A 17228-nucleotide genomic window follows, 5' to 3' on the forward strand; every position below is an offset into this window, starting at 1 on the left:
ACAATTGAGAGGTTGTTTTAGTTCAATATTTTAAGATTCTGGAACGCTGCTTTTGTTGCGTTAAGTCGAGTCAATATAAATTCGTCTCTATTAGTGCCTTTTTTGGGCTCTAGATTTGTAGCAAAAAAGTAGACTTTGTTTTTTACTACAAAATAACCAACATACCAGCCATTATCGACTCCGTTTTTTACCGACAAACCTGTTTTTGCTCTTAAAACATAGTCATTTGTTTGCTCCATTATCATTATGTTTTTGACTATTGATTCCGTTCTTTTTGAAATCGGTAATTCTGAAAAGTGGAGCCTTTTTAAAAAGGCTATTTGTTGAAATTGTGTTATTTTTGAATCTCCTTCTAGCCAAAAATTATCGATGGTATTATTATCAAAGACCATCCCAGTATAATTTAATTTTTTCAAATAAGTTTTCATTCCTTCGTATCCTATTTTTCGAGCTATTTCTTGATAACAAGGCACACAAGAAACGTGATAGGCTTCTTTGAGGGTTAAATCTTTTTCCCAGTTTTTAGACCATTTTTTTTCACCATCCCATTTAAAAATAGTGGAATCGTTTTTTGCCACTCCCGTTTCGAGTGCAATAATTGAGTTTGGAATTTTGAATGTCGATGCTGGAATAAATCCCGTTTTTGCCCAAGAAAAATCGTTGGAATAATAAGTCTTACTCGCAACGTCGTAAATTAAAATTGCCCCTTTTACTTTTAATCTATCTAAAATTTTGTTGAATTCAGGAACCACAACTTCTTTTTCTGGACTATTTTTAGAATGCTTGTTTTTTGTTTGACAATTTATGTTTAAATTTATCAATAAAAACAGGGTTAAAAACACGGGTATTCTTTTCATTTTTGCTGTTATTTTTGTTTTGAAAACTAGCGCCCTAGCCCAGATAAAAGCGACATCCTTTTAGTCTCATTTTTTAATGAGACTAAAAGATATAGCGGATAGCTGGATTAGCTCCTAAAAAGAATTTTACAATTCAAATTCTTCGGTATCCTGTTCAACCGCAGTGGTGTCTATTACTTTTTTAGGAACATAACAGTCTACTTTTATGGAAAGATTTGCAGGTCTTTCAAAGCCTTCCTTAGAAACTTTAAGGGCTGGATCAGCATAACACAGTTTCATGAAATAACCCCAAACCGGTAATGCGGCTGTGGCTCCCTGACCATAAGTAATACTCTTGAAACGCGCCGAACGGTCCTCGCAACCTACCCAAACTCCAGTTACAAGATTAGGAACCATTCCCATAAACCAACCATCAGATTGGTTTTGAGTAGTACCTGTTTTTCCTGCAATGGGATTTTTAAACGAATAAGGATAACCGGTCCAGCGATTGTCGCCGTTACCGCCACCGGTGGTGCGCAAACGGTCTCCAGAACCACCTTCGGTTACACCTTCCAGTAACTTGATAACTGCATAAGCGATGTCTTTATTTAAAACATCATGCGATTCAGGAATTGGTTCGTAGATGATAACGCCGCTTTTGTCTTCAATTTTTGATATAAATTGAGGTTTCATATAAACACCTTGATTGGCAAAGGTGCTGTAAGCGGCAACCATGTCTTCAACGGTTATTTCAACAGCTCCTAAAGCAATGGATGGTTGGTTTACAATTTCGGATTTAACGCCTAATTTGTGGGTTAAGTCGATTACTGCTTCCGGACCAACTTTATCAATTAATTTTGCAGATATTGTATTTATGGAATTAGCCAAACCTCTTTTTAAGGTAACCATTCCGCGGTATTTGTTATCAGAATTTCTAGGTTCCCAATCTTCAGTAACATGATGACGTCCTTTTCTGATTACAAATGGTCCATCAATAATCGAGTCACACGGAGACATGTTCAATTGCTCGATAGCAGTTGCGTAGACAAATGGTTTGAAAGTCGAACCTACTTGTCTGGCTCCTTGTCCTACGTGATCGTATTGAAAATATTTGTAATTGATACCGCCAACCCAAGCTTTTATATTGCCGGTTTGTGGTTCCATTGCCATCAATCCGGATTGCAAAAAGTGTTTGTAATATCGAATAGAATCTATTGGTGTCATGATCGTGTCTTTATCTCCTTTCCAAGAGAAGACGGTCATTTCTGTTTTTTCGCTGAACGATTTTATAATTTCTTCATCACTTTTATCCATTGATTTCATCACAGCCCACCGGTTAGATGATTTCATTGCCTGATTAAGAATTCGTTGTGTTTCTACAGAAGAAATATTAACAAAAGGAGCGTTTTTATTACCCTTAGATTGACTAAAAAACTCTTCTTGAAGGTTTGCCATGTGAGCAGTAACCGCTTCTTCAGCATGCAATTGCATTCTGGAGTCAATGGTGGTGTAAATTTTCAGACCGTCTTTGTAGATGTCATAATCTGAACCATCCGGTTTTTTATTTTCCTCGGCCCATTTTTTCATATAATCACGCAAATATTCTCTGAAATACGTAGCTGTCCCGTCTTTATGTGTTTCTAATTTGAAGTTTAACTTAATCGGTAAACTTTGAAGTCTTTCTTTCTCTTCTTTTGAAATGATTTTTCCTTTTTCCATTTGCAAAAGCACCACGTTTCTGCGGTTTTTTACACCTTGTGGATTTCTAATAGGATTGTATAAACCAGAGTTTTTAAACATACCGACTAATATTGCCGACTCACTGATGGTTAAATCTTTCGGTTCTTTAGAAAAATAGGTCTTTGCTGCTGAACTTACTCCAACAGAATTATTACCAAAATCATATACGTTGCAATACATGGCAATGATTTCATTTTTAGTGTATTGTCTTTCTAATCGAATAGCGATAATCCATTCTTTTATTTTTTGTACAATTCTAAAAGGCAGAAATTTAGATCCTTCTCCGTGGAATAATTGTTTGGCTAATTGCTGTGTTAATGTACTTGCACCACCGCTAGTTCCTAAACTGGAAATAGCTCTCAAAGTTCCTCTTCCGTCAATGCCGGAATGCTCATAAAAACGAGCATCTTCAGTTGCGATTAATGCTTGTACCAAGTTTTTTGGCAAGTCAGAATACCGTAATTGAGACCTATTTTTTTCGAAATACTTACCTAAAACCACTCCGTCAGCCGATATGACTTCAGTAGCTAAGTTTGAATCTGGATTTTCTAAATCTTCAAAAGAAGGCATCGAACCGAAAAGTCCCCATGAAGCAAATAAGAAAAACAAACCGACAGCGCCCATTCCATAAAAGAAGATTTTCCAAAATTTCTTTTGATAGTGCGCAATGTCTTTCACATTACCTCTTGCTGGATTGTTATTTTTTTTGATAGCCATAATACTATTTTATTCTTTTTTTTCTATTCTAAAACCTACTTCTGTAATTCCGTCTAAAGCCGTTACGCCGGGAACTTTACCGTTTTCTCTAACCGCTTGTTTGATATAGACTTTGTATTTAGATCGGAACCGTACATTTTCCTTATAAAAGAGTTTGCTTTCTTTTATATCCGAAAATCCATCGCCTAAAAGTGTTCCGTCCGGATCTGCCATTTGGTATTCAAGCGTGTCCACTTTTGTAAAACCATTTGGTAATTCCAATGCCACAATTAAAAACAGATTATTGTATTGATAATTGTTATTCGCTCTCAAGTTTACAAATAAATTATATCGTTTTGTGGAGTCTAATTCCGGTAAATTGAACGTTACAATACTGTCTTTGTGCCACGCACTACCTACAGATTTATATTCATCAAAAACTCTTTTTTTATCACATGAAGAAAAGAGGATCACCACTAAAAGAAGTAAAGCGCTATTTTTTATCCACATTTTTAGTAATAATTATTGGTTTTCTTGGTTCCGCAGGCTTTTTGTCATTTGGATTCTGACGATTATTATTGTTGTTGTTTGCGGGCTTGTTGTTATTTGCTACAATTGCATTTTCACCAGCTGGTTTGCGTTTTTTATTTGCTTTTTTCTTTGGTTTTGGTTGGTCAAAACGAGTCAAGCTTTCTTGGCCCATTGCATTATTGAAGTTTTTCTCTGGCTCTGCAATGATTTCGATAGCATAATCTTCTAACGAAGAAACTTTGTTTTTTAGTTTGTTTTCGGCAACAATTTCTTTGACTTGTTCAATTTTTAAAACATGCCAATTAGCAAAATTATTGGTGTACGCAAACCACATTAGTCCTTTGAAAATATCTTGTTTCTGGCAAATAGCATCTCCTTTTTCAGTCACCAATTTTGTTTCGAAATCCGGAAAATCTTTCAGGGCATCCATGTATGTATCCAACTCATAGTTCAAGCAGCATTTTAATTTTCCGCATTGTCCTGCCAGTTTTTGTGGGTTCAAAGACAGTTGTTGGTAACGTGCCGCTGAGGTGTTTACACTTCTAAAATCCGTCAACCAAGTAGAACAACACAACTCTCTTCCGCAAGAACCAATTCCGCCTAAACGAGCTGCTTCCTGACGGAAACCTACTTGTTTCATCTCGATTCGGGTACTGAATTCTTTAGCGAAATCCTTAATTAAAGCACGAAAGTCAATACGGTCATTTGCGGTATAATAAAATGTAGCTTTTGATCCGTCACCTTGAAATTCAATATCAGAAATTTTCATTTCCAGTTTTTGAGCAATCGCCAGTTCACGTGCGCGAACCTTCATCGGCTCTTCACGATCTCTTGCGGCGGACCAAATATCAATATCTTTTTGGGATGCTTTTCTATAAATTTTTGGAATTTCATTACCCAAGTAATTGGCTCCTTTTTTCTTCATTTGAATTTTAACCAACTCACCTGTCAAAGTAACAATTCCTATATCATGACCCGGAGAAGCAACAGTAGCAACGATGTCGCCCATGCTTAACGTTAATTTCTCTGTATTGCGGTAAAATTCTTTTCGTCCGTTTTTGAAACGTACTTCAACACAGTCAAAAGGGGCGTCGCCATTAGGTAAACTCATATTAGAAAGCCAATCGAAAACCGTTAATTTATTGCAGCTATCGGTGCCGCAAGTCCCATTATTTTTACAACCCTTAGGTGCGCCACCATCAGAAGTTGAACAACTTGTACATGCCATAATCTTATATCTAGTGTTGCGACGAGCACAACTTAAGTTCTTAAAACGTTTAATGTGTAAAGATAGTATTTTTTAATTTTACGGAACAATGCCTATCTGCGCCAAAAAATCATAAATTTTAAATAAAAAAAACTCATTACAAATCAGATTGTAATGAGTTAATTTTATAGGATTTTATCCTAATATTTAATCTGTGATTTTATATAATTTATCAGATAATCGAATTCTGAACGGCAGTTTAAAAGTACAAGTGTCTCCAGAAATTGCTTTTTCTTGTGCTAAATCGTTAACAAGCATTTCTTCGATTACTAATTTTTGTTCGCCGGTTGTAGAACCTTTAATTAGAATGGTATCGCCGATTTTGATTTCGTTTTCTTCGATTAAAAACTGACCGATACTTGGTTTTGGAAAGAAATGCGTTCCTTTTCCAATATAAACTTTCTTAACTTTTGGTTCTTTTTTAACGGCAGTTTTTGGTTTTTCTGCAACAAAAACACCATGTGTTTCTTCCTGATTTTTGAAAGTCAAAACGTCTGATTTTCCTTTTTTGAAAATCTTATTTCCGTTTTTGATTCCTCTGCGAATGGCTTTTTGCTCTTCTTCAGGCAAGTGAATTACAGTTACACATTCAGCAGAACAGCAGCCTTCCATTTTCGCTGCACAAGAATCACATTGGATGAAAAGCAAATGACAGCCTTCGTTCACACAATTGGTATGTACGTCACAAGGTGCGCCACATTGATGGCATTGCGAAACAATATCGTCAGTGATTCTTTCGCCCAAGCGGTGATCAAATACAAAGTTTTTTCCAATGAATTTACTTTCTAATCCTTCAGCTTTTACCTGGCGCGTGTATTCAATAATTCCGCCTTCGAGTTGGTACACGTTTTCAAAACCTTTGTGTTTGAAATAGGCACTGGCTTTCTCGCAACGGATTCCTCCGGTGCAATACATCAATAGTTTTTTGTCTTGTTTGTGTTCCGCAAGTTGTTCTTCGATAATGGGTAAACTTTCTCTAAAAGTATCCACATCTGGTTTTATGGCTTTGGTAAAATGTCCAATTTCGCTTTCGTAATGATTTCGCATATCGACCACAATCGTGTTGGGATCTTCCAGAAGTTCATTGAATTCCTTTGCTTTTAAATGAATTCCAATATTGGTCACATCAAAAGTTTCATCGACCAAACCATCAGCCACAATCTTGTCACGCACTTTTACGGTGAGTTTCAAAAACGAGTGATCATCTTGTTCTACGGCAATATTTAATCGGATTCCTTTCATGAAATCATAGACTTCAATAGCATCTTTAAACGCATAGAAATTGTCGGCAGGAAGTGATAGTTGGGCGTTGATTCCTTCACTGGCGACATAAATTCGACCCAGAACTTCAAGTGAGTTCCACGCCAGAAATAATTCGTTACGAAATTGTGTTGGATTTGAGATTTGCGCATAAGCATAGAAAGACAGCGTAAGACGTTGTTTTCCGGCATCATCAATCATGATGGCTCTTTCCTCTGCGCTTAATGTGTTATACAGTTGCATGCTATAAACAGTTTAAGTTGAGAAATTTATTTTTTGCAAAAGTAGAGAAAAAGTTTCAGAGGAGCAAAGGTTCAAAGAAGGATAGGGAGAAAGAGGCAAAGGTTTAAGAAGGGAAGAGAAGAAAGGGAGTAAAAGCAAAAAAGCACTAAATTAATAGTGCTTTTTGTAAACTTTGTGCCTAAGCACCTTTGTTTCTTTGAACCTTTTCTAATTAGCAATACTCGTTGAAAGCGTCTTTTAAGTTTTCAGCAATTAGTTCTGCGGGGCGACCTTCAATGTGGTGACGCTCTAGCATGTGCACTAATTCTCCGTTTTTGAACAAAGCCATACTTGGCGATGATGGAGGAAAAGGGAACATGTGTTGTCTTGCGGCATCAACTGCATCTTTGTCAACTCCTGCAAAAACAGTGATTAAATGGTCTGGTTTTTTAGCGCCATCTAAACTCATTTTTGCTCCTGGACGTGCGTTTCTAGCAGCACAACCACAAACCGAATTTACAACTACAAGTGTTGTTCCTTCTAATTTCATTGCGTTCTCTACTGCTTCAGCACTATGTAAATCTTGAAAACCTGCAGCTGTTAATTCCGCTTGCATTGGTTTTACCATTTCTTCTGGATACATATCTTTTTTATTTTAAATCAATAATAACTTCAAGTTGCAAAGTTACAAAGTTTACATTCAAGAACAGGAGTTCAATTATAAAGTTTTGTTATAGTTTGATTGTTATTTCATTGTTTTGAAACCAACATGAAACAGGGCTTTAATAAATAATGATTTTGGGCATTTTAAAATCACTTGAATGTCTTCCTTAAGTGAAGTTTCCTCATCCAAAAATTTAAAAATTAAGCTTGGATTTCCTTTTTTGAACATCGAAGAAAAAATAGGGGAACCCAATTCATTTTTTCGGTCTAAAATGTCTAACAAAAGCAAATCGTAAAACCAGAATTTGGTTCTTTTATGAAATTTTGTGAAGTCGGTTTCCCTTTGAAGAAATGCGATCAATTGACTTGATTTCTTATCGGAATTTTTGAAAGTATAACCGGTACTGGCTTTCGTCCAACCGCCGGAGGTCCCAATATTGAGTACGTTTTTAGTATTCGCTTTCCAAAAAGGATAACACGTCATCGGAATACTGCCTTGTTCTTTTTCGACGATTTCATACTTGGTAATGCCAAGTTTCTGAATGTATTCCTTTATTCCGTTTTCGTATTCCTCCGTCTTTAAATGGTTGTGCGAAAACAAGGTGTATTCCAGTAAAGCTTCAGTTTTAGAAGTGGGTAACACGTACATAAAACGGGTATTTCCTTTTTGCTCCACCGAAAAATCCATGAAAGTCGCTTGTTTCGAATTGAAAACAGGCTGTTCACTTTTGATAAACCAACCAATAAAATGTTGCTGCAGCAAAGGATATTTCGTCTGGTTTTCCGCTTTTTGTTTGTTGTAAATACTATTAAATAATTTCGAGCACGAAAAGGATACGTTTTCGGTTTGTATCAGAATTATAGTTTCGGATTCTTCAATTTCCAATACTTTCTGATGGAGGAAAGTGATGTTGTCTTGTTTCGAAAGCAAATCAAATACTTGAGTGTAAAAATCAAGCCCTTTCACCATGTTGTATTGATATGGTTTCAAGTCTAAATTTCTGCGAAAGTCTTCATTGGCAAACAAAGCCGAATCCCATTTTTTTGAGATTGAATTTTCCCAAACTGAGTCATTTGTTTTCCAGAAACACCAGGTTCTGTCGTTGGTTTTTTTAGTATTTTCATCCAATAACAAAATACTTTTATCCTTAAATGTACCGGATTGCACCATTTTATACACGGTCATCAAAGCAGATAATCCGGCACCGGTAAAAATATAATCGTAGTGTTTCATTTGGGAATTTGATATTTTCCCAAAAATAGACAATTTTATTCTTTTAGTTTCTCTAAAATCAGCTTAAATTCTTTTGGTTTTAAGTATCCGCTGTGTTGAAAAATAATCTCATTTTCACTGTTTAAAACACACAAAACAGGAAAGTTCAGTTGCTTATTTACCGTCCCTAATGCTATGGCCAGTTCATGTGTTCCGGAGTTGTTTCCTGTGGGCTTGAATTGAAAAGTGGTTTTGTTGAAAACTACCGTTCGTTTTTCTTCGGCGTTGAAATCAACAAAATAGAAATAAGTGTTGAGTTCGGTAATAATTGCCTCGTTTTTGAAAGTAGTGTTTTTCATCGCATGGCAAAATTGGCACCAATCGGTTTGAATGAAAACAATCGTTTTTCTCTTTTCAACACTTTGTAAACTGTCTATTTGTTCCAATGAAGCCGAATGTAGCTGTGCAAATCCAGTAGGAATTGCACAGCATAAAAGCAACAGTATGGCAAGCTTTTTTTTCATTATTTCAACGTATAGCGAAGTCCGAAAAAACTTCTGATTCCTTGGTTGGGTCCATACACATAAGTCGTGTCAAACGTTAATCCATATGGATTTTCAGGCGTTGCCAGCACTTGTCCGTTAGTATCGTACGTAACATTTTTATCAAAAGGATCATTTGTTCTTGCAATTAAAAATGGGTTATTTTGTTTAGGTAAAAAGTTCAACAGGTTTTTTATTCCGGCATAAAATTCAAAGTTTTTTAAACCAGAATACGTGAATTGGATGTTTTGCAAACTGTACCATGGCGATTCTGAAGCACGAGGATCTAAAGAACTTAAAAGAGGTAATTGCATTGGACTGTAAACATTTCCAGTGTAATCAATATTTAAATCGATAGATTGAATTTTATATGAAACGCTCCAAGTTGCAGTAAACTTTTCGGTTAGAAAAGGTGTTTCTTTTCGGCCATTTTCAACGTTTTTATTGTCTAACAAAGAAGCACCTGTGATTATTTTTAATCCATTCGGAAAATTGAAATCGATATTCGTACTGATTCCCTGGCTTATCGCATAGCCATTAATGTTGTCATAAATAATTTGGTTTGGATCAGTATCATAATCCGAAACAATTTTATTGCTGAATCGGGTATGAAAAAAGGAAGTTTCAATTCCTATAAAGGTGCCGTTGTCGAAATTTATTTTTTTGATGTAATTCAAATTGGCATTTATGGATTGTTCCGGTTTCAGGTTATTTGCGATTATAATTTCACGAGCGCCAGTTAATGCTGCATGATCTTCGGTAAATAAATTTACCACTCTAAAACCTGTTCCGGCATTCAAACGAATAATGTTGTTGTCGTCCAATTTCCATTTATAGGCTAGTCTTGGCGTTAAGATGCTTCCGTGAAAAGAATTGTAATCGTAACGCATTCCCAGTAACAGCTTGTGTTTTTCAGTGAACGTAATTTCGTCTTGAATAAAAATTCCCGGTAACCAGGTTTTTTCTGGGTTGTTGTTTCCGAGTTTTGAAGTTGCCGGCGTATTGTCATCGTAATAATTGTATCGGGCGGCAATTCCGGTAAGCAGATCATTTTTTCCTATTTTCTTGTCCCAAGTCAATTGTAAAAACCCAATTTTTTGATTGGCAATATAGCTTGTGATGCCGTACCGACTGTCTTGAAAATGTACATTTCCTGAAAATGAAAGCATCAGTTTTTCCTGAAAAGGCAAATGGTAACTTCCTAATAATTCTGCCCGTTTGGTATAAATGCTTTCGCCATAGATTTCGTCTCCGCCACGGTGTTTTTTCTCCCAACGCAGATCTCCGCCAAAACGGTCTTCATAAACGCCACGTGCCGCAATGGTGAACAATCGATTTTCTTTTCTATTGAAAGTCCATTTTTGAAAAAGGGAAATTCGGTCAGAAAGAGTAACATCGGTAAAATTATCATTATCGTTGTCTATTTTTTGATTGTATTTGAAATAATTTAAACCTAAAAGTGCCGTCGCTTTCTTGCCAACATTGAGTTTTACTCCTAAATCAACATTGGTTTCCAACCAAGAAGTAGAAAATACATCAGCGGAAAATAGGGGCGCGTTTGTTGGATTTTTAGTAATGATATTAATCAAACCGCCAACGGCTTCACTACCGTATAAAGACGAAGCGGGACCTTTTACGATTTCAATTCGTTCCACCAATGAATTTGGAATTCCGGATAACCCGTACACTGTTGATAAACTGCTCACGATTGGCATTCCGTCTATTAGAACCAAAGTATACGGGCCTTCCAGTCCATTGATGTGGATGTCGCCCGTATTACAAACGCCACAATTAAGCTGTGGTCTTACGCCATTTACATTTTGTAAGGCTTCATAAATACTGGCCGTTGGGTTTTTCTTGAAAAATATTGGAGAATAAACCTCAACTGGAACGGCACTTTCTAGTCTTTTTACCGCTTTTAATGTTCCCGAAACAACTACTTCGTTGAGTTGATTTTCGGTATTTGAAAGTTCAAAATCCAGAATGCTATTTTCATTAATTTTGACAGTTATGTTCTTTTTTAAAGTTTGAAAACCGCTTGCTGTAATCTGAATTCTGTAATCCCCCTGAGGAATATTTTCGATGCTATACTTCCCTAAACTATCTGTTTGGGCGGCGTATTTTGTTCCAATTAAAAACACACGGGCATCCGAAACGCCCTTTTTTTCTGATGAGACGAATCCCGAAAGACTACTTTTTTCTTGGGCATAGCCGAAGTTAAACATCAGAAAAACAAATAACACATATAATTTTTTCACTATACTTAAATTAAATTTAGGCAAAGCTAAAAATTATATTTTGCAAAACAAATTTTTTAATTACATTTGTATCAATAACTTAATAATATGACTAAATCCTTAGAAGAAGTAAACCAATCGGTTTCCACACTAAACAAGAAATCAGTATTCCGAAAAATCCTTGCTTTTTTTGGGCCGGCCTATTTAATTAGTGTTGGTTATATGGATCCGGGAAACTGGGCGACGGACATTGCAGGTGGAAGCCAGTTTGGGTATGCCTTGCTTTGGGTTTTATTGATGAGTAACATTATGGCTTTGTTGTTGCAAAGCTTAAGTGCCCGACTGGGGATTGTTACCCAACGTGATTTGGCGCAAGCTTCCCGAGAAACCTATTCGCCATTTATCAATTATATATTGTATTTCCTTGCCGAAATTGCTATTGCTGCCTGTGATCTCGCCGAGGTTTTAGGAATGGCAATCGGTATCAATTTACTGTTTGATATTCCGTTGATCGAAGGGGTGTTAATTACAGTTTTAGACACCTTTTTGTTGTTGTTCTTAATCAACAAAGGCATTCGTAAAATGGAAGCTTTTATTATTGTATTGGTTGCTATCATTGGATTTTCTTTTATTTTTGAAATGATTTTTGCTCAACCAGAACTCGACAAAGTACTGTTTGGATTAATTCCTTCCATGCCTAATGAAGCCGCATTGTATATCACTATAGGAATTATTGGAGCTACAGTGATGCCACACAATCTATACCTGCATTCCTCTTTGGTACAAACTAGAAACTTCGACCGAAGCAAAGCTGGGATTAAGCAAGCTTTGAAGTACAATTTCATAGATTCTACGATTGCATTAAACTTAGCTTTTTTAGTGAATGCTGCTATTTTGATATTGGCTGCAGCCACATTTTATAAAAACGGGATGTTTGATGTAGCTGAAATTCAAGATGCCCACCGCTTTTTGGAACCGCTTTTAGGAAGCAAATTTGCGCCTATATTATTTGCGGTAGCCTTGATTGCTGCCGGACAAAGTTCCACAATTACAGGAACACTGGCGGGTCAAATTGTGATGGAAGGTTATCTTAATTTACGTATTCAGCCTTGGGTTCGAAGAATCATCACACGCTTAGTCGCCATTGTCCCTGCCGTTATTGTAATTACGATTTATGGAGAAAGCGTAACGGGAAAATTACTGATTTTGAGTCAGGTTATCCTGAGTTTGCAACTGGGTTTTGCCATTATTCCATTGATTCATTTTGTAAGTGATAAATCAAAGATGAAAGGATTTCATATCGGTAAAATTACCCAAATCGCTTCGTGGATTATTGCAACAATTATTGTTTCACTAAATGCTAAACTGGTTTTTGATGAAATAACAGGATGGCTTGAAACTTCCGAAAATCCACTTTTGTTATGGTTAACGGTAGTTCCCTTAGCCATAGGTTTCTTGATTTTGTTGCTTTATATTGTATTTAATCCTTTTGTTGCCAAAACAAAAATAGATATTCAGAATCATTCGCCACATAGTTTAAAATTGCAATTTTCTAAATCGGGAAGTTATACTAGAAAGAATATTGCGGTCTCCGTCGATTTCTCCAGTGCAGATGAGGTAGCGTTAAATAATGCTTTTGAATTAGGCGGAATAGAAGCAAAATACACTTTGATTCACGTGGTAGAAACCGTTGGAGCTATGATTTATGGTGAAAATACGGATGATCACGAAACGTTAATTGACGAAAAATTATTAGAGGAATACAAAGTAATGCTTACTGAAAAGGGATTTAAAGTTGAAACACAATTAGGATTTGGAAAACCTAATAAAGTGATTCCGGAGATCATCAATAAAGGGGAATTTGACATTTTGGTTATGGGAACTCACGGTCATACGGGATTCAAGGATTTAGTCTTTGGAACCACGGTTGACAAATTGCGCCACAAAATTTCTATTCCGTTACTTATTGTAAAAAATTAAATTTTTCAGGAGCTATTTCCTGCTATTCGCTATATCTTTTCCTGCTTAAAAAAGCAGGAAAAGGATACCGCTTCAAACGAAGTTCACTGAACTCCAATAAAAATAAAAAATAAGTGAAGTAATCAGGGCTAAAAAAATAAAAAAATGACATTTTCAGAAGAAAATTATCTTAAAACCATATATCACCTTACTATTATTTCAGATTCAGAAATAAGCACCAATGCTATTGCCGAAAAAATGGAAACCAAAGCTTCTTCAGTGACTGATATGCTCAAGAAATTAGCCGAAAAAGACTTGGTTAATTATAAAAAATACCAAGGTGTTTCTTTGACTGACCACGGAAAAATTACAGCAAAAATGATCGTAAGAAAACACCGTCTATGGGAAGTTTTTTTAGTAGATAAGCTAGATTTTTCTTGGGATGAGGTCCATGATATTGCGGAACAATTAGAGCATATCAAATCAGAAAAACTCATCAACAAACTAGATGATTTTCTGGGCAATCCCACCGAAGATCCACATGGAGATCCTATTCCTGATGCAAATGGTCAAATCGTTAAAATCGAAAAACAATTGCTTTCGGAATTGTACGAAAATCAGGCAGGAATATGTGTTGGCGTTAAAGATACCTCATCAGAGTTTCTAAAATATTTGGACAAACAGGGAATCGCACTGGGTTCTAAAATTGAAATAATAGGAAAAGAAAGTTTCGATTTGTCTTTGAAAATAAAAGTGGACAACAAAGATTTAACCATTTCAAATAAAATTGCCAGTAACCTTTTTGTAAAATTAACGTAACTATTTTGGAGTTATCTTTGGATAAACTATTTAAAAAATAAAGAACATGAAAAAGTCATTGCTGTTGTTTCTTTTGATCCTTGGTACGATAACTTTCGCACAAAACGCCAAAACAGAAAACGTTCAATCCCTAAAGATAACCCAGAAAAAGTGTCTTAAGAAAAAGGGATTTAATTTGGTTTTGGCAGCAGTCGTTTCTGATTCCCGCTGCCCGGAGGGTGTGACATGTATTTGGGCTGGAGAAGCCTCGGTTATAGTTTCGGTTTACAAAGATTCAAAATTAGTTGAGGATCACACGATGGTTTTTTCGATGAAAAACGAAGAAGAAAATAAGCAGTGGTTTTCTAAATATTTGCCGGAAAAACAAAAAAAGATAAAAAGCTTTAGTGTTTTTCCTTATCCAAAAGAAGGGGGCAAAATCAATCCGAAAAATTATTATGTAAAAATCGGGTATATAAAATAACATAATTATCCGTGAATAATACCAAAGAAAAATTTCGCCACGAATTCCACAAATTAGTGTTTAGCTTTTTATTTCAATATGAAAATTCGTGTGTAAAAAAACTATAACCCGCTCAGCGGACATTCATATAAAATAAACCTTGCAAAAAAAGCGAATGATTGCACTTTCTTAAATGAACTTATATACCTTATATGGCTTAAATTTCTTAACATATAAGGTATATAAGTTCATTTAAGTTTAAAAAAGTAGTACAGTAAATACTTTTTTTTATCCCTTTTTAAATCCAATTAATTTCCGATATTTCTGCTCGCTTTCCTCTAAAGCGACCTCAAGCTCTTTGTAATAGGTAATATCTTTTATATTTGCAACGGCGGCTATAACATAGTTGTTTTCATCTATTATGGGCCTGCCGCTAATGACAACCCGTTTTTTGGTTTTAGTTTCGGTATCTTCAATTATTATCTCAACATCATCCGTTGATTCACCTTTTAACGCTTTTTCCAATGGAAGGTTTTGGGCAGGAAAAACGGTTACTTCGTCAGGATAATAGAGATCATATTTAGTTGACCAATCCAGAGTGGTTGGCATTGCGGAATCTTGTTTTATCCCTATAATTTCTTCTGCCATGCGATTGGATAAAACAATTCTTTTCTGGCTGTCAGTTACAATAATTCCTTCGCCAATATTTTCCAGAATTAATTTCAATTTTAGCTCGTTAAGACGCACTAATTTGTCGGCTTCTATTTTTTCATTTTCCATTTTTTTTCTCAACGATATGTCTTTGATAAAAGCAATGAAGATATATCGTCCTAAAATAGTTGCCGGTGACACGGTTAACTCAATCTCAAATTCGACATTTTGTTTGTTAAGGGCTGTAATTTCAATTGTTTTATTAATAATGGGCCCCTCGGCTGTTATAAGGAAATTTTCAAAACCTTTAGTATGCGCTTCTCTGTGTTGCACAGGAATAATTAAATCTCGCATGGGTTTTCCTAGAACCTCTCCTAATGTCCATCCGAAGATTTTTTCGGCTTGCGGATTCCATCTGATGATAATTCCTTCATCATTTATTACAATTAAGGCATCTGGAGCTTCATTAAATATGGTTTGCAATTGACCTTCACTTTCTTTCAATTTTTGTTCAGCTGCTTTCCGTTCCGTAACGTCTCTCAGAATAGATTTATGCCCGGTTATCTTATTCCCTTCCCGTAACTGCATGACCGTTTGCTCCACCCATTTTTGTTCTCCAGATTTGGTAATGATAGGAAATGAAAACAAGGATTCATCTATTTTATTTTTAAATTGATTTAAATAGAATTCAGCCACACGGTCTTTCCACTCCGGAGCTACAAGTTCTGAAAAATGTTTCCCTATAAGTTCATCTGGCGTGTAACCCGTTAGTTTTATAGAAGCAGGATTGATATAGGTAAAAAAACCTTTATAATCCGATGTATGGACCACATCGCCTATATTCTCTACTATTTCACGATATTTTTCTTCGCTTTTACGGAGGGTTTCAATCGCTTCTGCTAATTGGGCGGTGCGTTCTGTTACTTTTTGTTCCAGTTCTTCATTTAGTTTTTTAATCTCGTTTTCCGAATTTTTTAGTTCCGTAATGTCGTGAATAACCAGAACCCCACCAGTGATCTCCCCAGAGGGGCTTTTTAATGGTCTGGCAGTTACAATAACAAAAAGACCTTCGGGTTTTTTATAATTTTGGATAAATATTTCCATATTATCCACCTCTTCACCATTTAATGCTTTTACTAAGGGGAATTCATTAGTATCAAAAATTGTTTTGGTATCGGGCAGAAAGAAGCCATAAGTTTGAGCCCATCTCTCTTGAGGAATATCCATGGGGCCAATCCCAATTATTCTTTCCCCAGCAGCATTCCAAAAAATGAATTTTCTGTTCTCATCAACTACAATCAACCCGTCACCCATGTTTTGTATAACAGATTGTAAAAGGGCGTTTTGTTCATTCAGTTGTTCTTTAGATTGCGCCACTTCATTGTCTCTTTTTTCAATAGTTGAAAGCATATCATTAAGCCCCAAGGAAAGGATGCTGATTTCATCTTTCCCTTCAACAGCCATGCGGATTTTATAATCGCCGGTATCCTTAATCTGTTGTATCCCTGTTACCAAATTCAATACGGGTTTCGAAATGTATTTTTTAATGAAAATGGCGATTAAAAAAGCGAGCCCGATTCCGACTATTAATAATACGATGCCCATACGTAAAACATCCATTTTTATTTTATTCAATTCTGACAATTCAAAGCGAATACAGACTAATCCTATAGTCTCTTTGTCTTTTTTGATTTTGCTGTACACAAAGAGATTTTGATTGGTAAATAAAAAGCTTTTTTCACCCATCACAGGAACTGAAAACCGATATCTGGGGTCGGAGCCAGGTTTCGTATAGGACGCAAAAACGTTGCCTTTTTTGTCAAGGATGTTTACATTCAAAATATCATTTTGCGCGGTTAGTTCCGACAGGATTTTTTTTGCGGAAGCATTATCCATAAACTCAAGAGAAGAAATACTATTAAATCCTACCACTTGCGCAATGGCAAAGGAACTCTTGACCTTCCGGTCCTTAAATCCTTTTATATCTATTAATACAAAAGCGGTAATACAAATCCCTAATACAAATGCAGAGGTGAAGACCTGCATGAGTACCAGCTTACTTTTAATGGAAATGTTGCGTAGATTCATCATTTTTTTTGTTTTCTAATACTGTAAATGCACTTTTTCGTAAGTTTTTCCTTCTTTACCCA

The 17228-nt window shown here is 35.8% G+C and carries 13 protein-coding genes; 3 read left to right on the forward strand and 10 right to left on the reverse strand.

What is annotated here, in order from left to right; translation table 11 throughout:
* Positions 1 to 17: 17 nt before the first annotated feature.
* The 9 genes from blaOXA to E0H99_RS02745 form a co-directional block, all read right to left on the reverse strand.
* On the reverse strand, positions 18 to 857 hold the full coding sequence (gene blaOXA / locus E0H99_RS02705; protein ID WP_131990929.1) for a class D beta-lactamase: 840 nt from the start codon (positions 855 to 857) through the stop codon (positions 18 to 20).
* A 126-nt stretch (positions 858 to 983) separates the two neighbouring features.
* Complete coding sequence (locus tag E0H99_RS02710; protein WP_131990931.1) at positions 984 to 3293, reverse strand: penicillin-binding protein 1A; 2310 nt, start codon at positions 3291 to 3293, stop codon at positions 984 to 986.
* A gap of 9 nt (positions 3294 to 3302) precedes the next feature.
* On the reverse strand, positions 3303 to 3782 hold the full coding sequence (locus E0H99_RS02715) for a gliding motility lipoprotein GldH (protein WP_131914517.1): 480 nt from the start codon (positions 3780 to 3782) through the stop codon (positions 3303 to 3305).
* On the reverse strand, positions 3766 to 5031 hold the full coding sequence (locus tag E0H99_RS02720) for a stage 0 sporulation family protein (protein ID WP_131990933.1): 1266 nt from the start codon (positions 5029 to 5031) through the stop codon (positions 3766 to 3768). Before E0H99_RS02720 ends, E0H99_RS02715 begins: the two co-directional genes overlap by 17 nt.
* Positions 5032 to 5217: 186 nt before the next feature.
* Positions 5218 to 6573 carry a rhodanese-related sulfurtransferase gene (locus E0H99_RS02725; protein WP_131990935.1) on the reverse strand — a complete coding sequence of 452 codons (1356 nt, stop codon included), beginning with the start codon at positions 6571 to 6573 and terminating at the stop codon, positions 5218 to 5220.
* 211 nt (positions 6574 to 6784) lie between these two features.
* The gene (locus E0H99_RS02730) at positions 6785 to 7195 is read right to left on the reverse strand and encodes a BrxA/BrxB family bacilliredoxin (RefSeq protein ID WP_091172289.1); all 411 of its coding nucleotides are present in this window, start codon (positions 7193 to 7195) and stop codon (positions 6785 to 6787) included.
* 102 nt (positions 7196 to 7297) lie between these two features.
* On the reverse strand, positions 7298 to 8449 hold the full coding sequence (locus E0H99_RS02735; protein ID WP_131990937.1) for a lycopene cyclase family protein: 1152 nt from the start codon (positions 8447 to 8449) through the stop codon (positions 7298 to 7300).
* 35 nt (positions 8450 to 8484) lie between these two features.
* Complete coding sequence (locus E0H99_RS02740; protein ID WP_131990939.1) at positions 8485 to 8952, reverse strand: thioredoxin family protein; 468 nt, start codon at positions 8950 to 8952, stop codon at positions 8485 to 8487.
* Complete coding sequence (locus E0H99_RS02745; protein ID WP_131991623.1) at positions 8952 to 11195, reverse strand: TonB-dependent receptor; 2244 nt, start codon at positions 11193 to 11195, stop codon at positions 8952 to 8954. The genes E0H99_RS02740 and E0H99_RS02745 overlap by 1 nt, the downstream gene beginning before the upstream one ends.
* 120 nt (positions 11196 to 11315) lie before the next feature.
* Between E0H99_RS02745 and E0H99_RS02750 the strand changes: the two genes are divergently transcribed.
* The 3 genes from E0H99_RS02750 to E0H99_RS02760 all read left to right on the forward strand — a co-directional run bounded on the left by E0H99_RS02750 (position 11316) and on the right by E0H99_RS02760 (position 14448).
* Positions 11316 to 13187: an Nramp family divalent metal transporter gene (locus tag E0H99_RS02750; RefSeq protein WP_131990941.1), complete on the forward strand. Its 1872-nt coding sequence runs from the start codon at positions 11316 to 11318 to the stop codon at positions 13185 to 13187.
* 144 nt (positions 13188 to 13331) lie between these two features.
* Complete coding sequence (locus E0H99_RS02755; RefSeq protein ID WP_131990943.1) at positions 13332 to 13985, forward strand: metal-dependent transcriptional regulator; 654 nt, start codon at positions 13332 to 13334, stop codon at positions 13983 to 13985.
* A gap of 46 nt (positions 13986 to 14031) precedes the next feature.
* On the forward strand, positions 14032 to 14448 hold the full coding sequence (locus E0H99_RS02760; protein ID WP_131990945.1) for a hypothetical protein: 417 nt from the start codon (positions 14032 to 14034) through the stop codon (positions 14446 to 14448).
* 267 nt (positions 14449 to 14715) lie between these two features.
* On the opposite strand, the gene E0H99_RS02765 is transcribed toward E0H99_RS02760, so the two are convergent.
* A complete protein-coding gene (locus E0H99_RS02765; protein WP_131990947.1) occupies positions 14716 to 17169 on the reverse strand; it encodes a PAS domain S-box protein in 2454 nt (817 codons plus the stop codon).
* Positions 17170 to 17228 lie beyond the last annotated feature (59 nt).

Source organism: Flavobacterium sp. GT3P67, assembly GCF_004349155.1.
GTDB classification, from domain to species: Bacteria; Bacteroidota; Bacteroidia; order Flavobacteriales; family Flavobacteriaceae; genus Flavobacterium; species Flavobacterium ranwuense.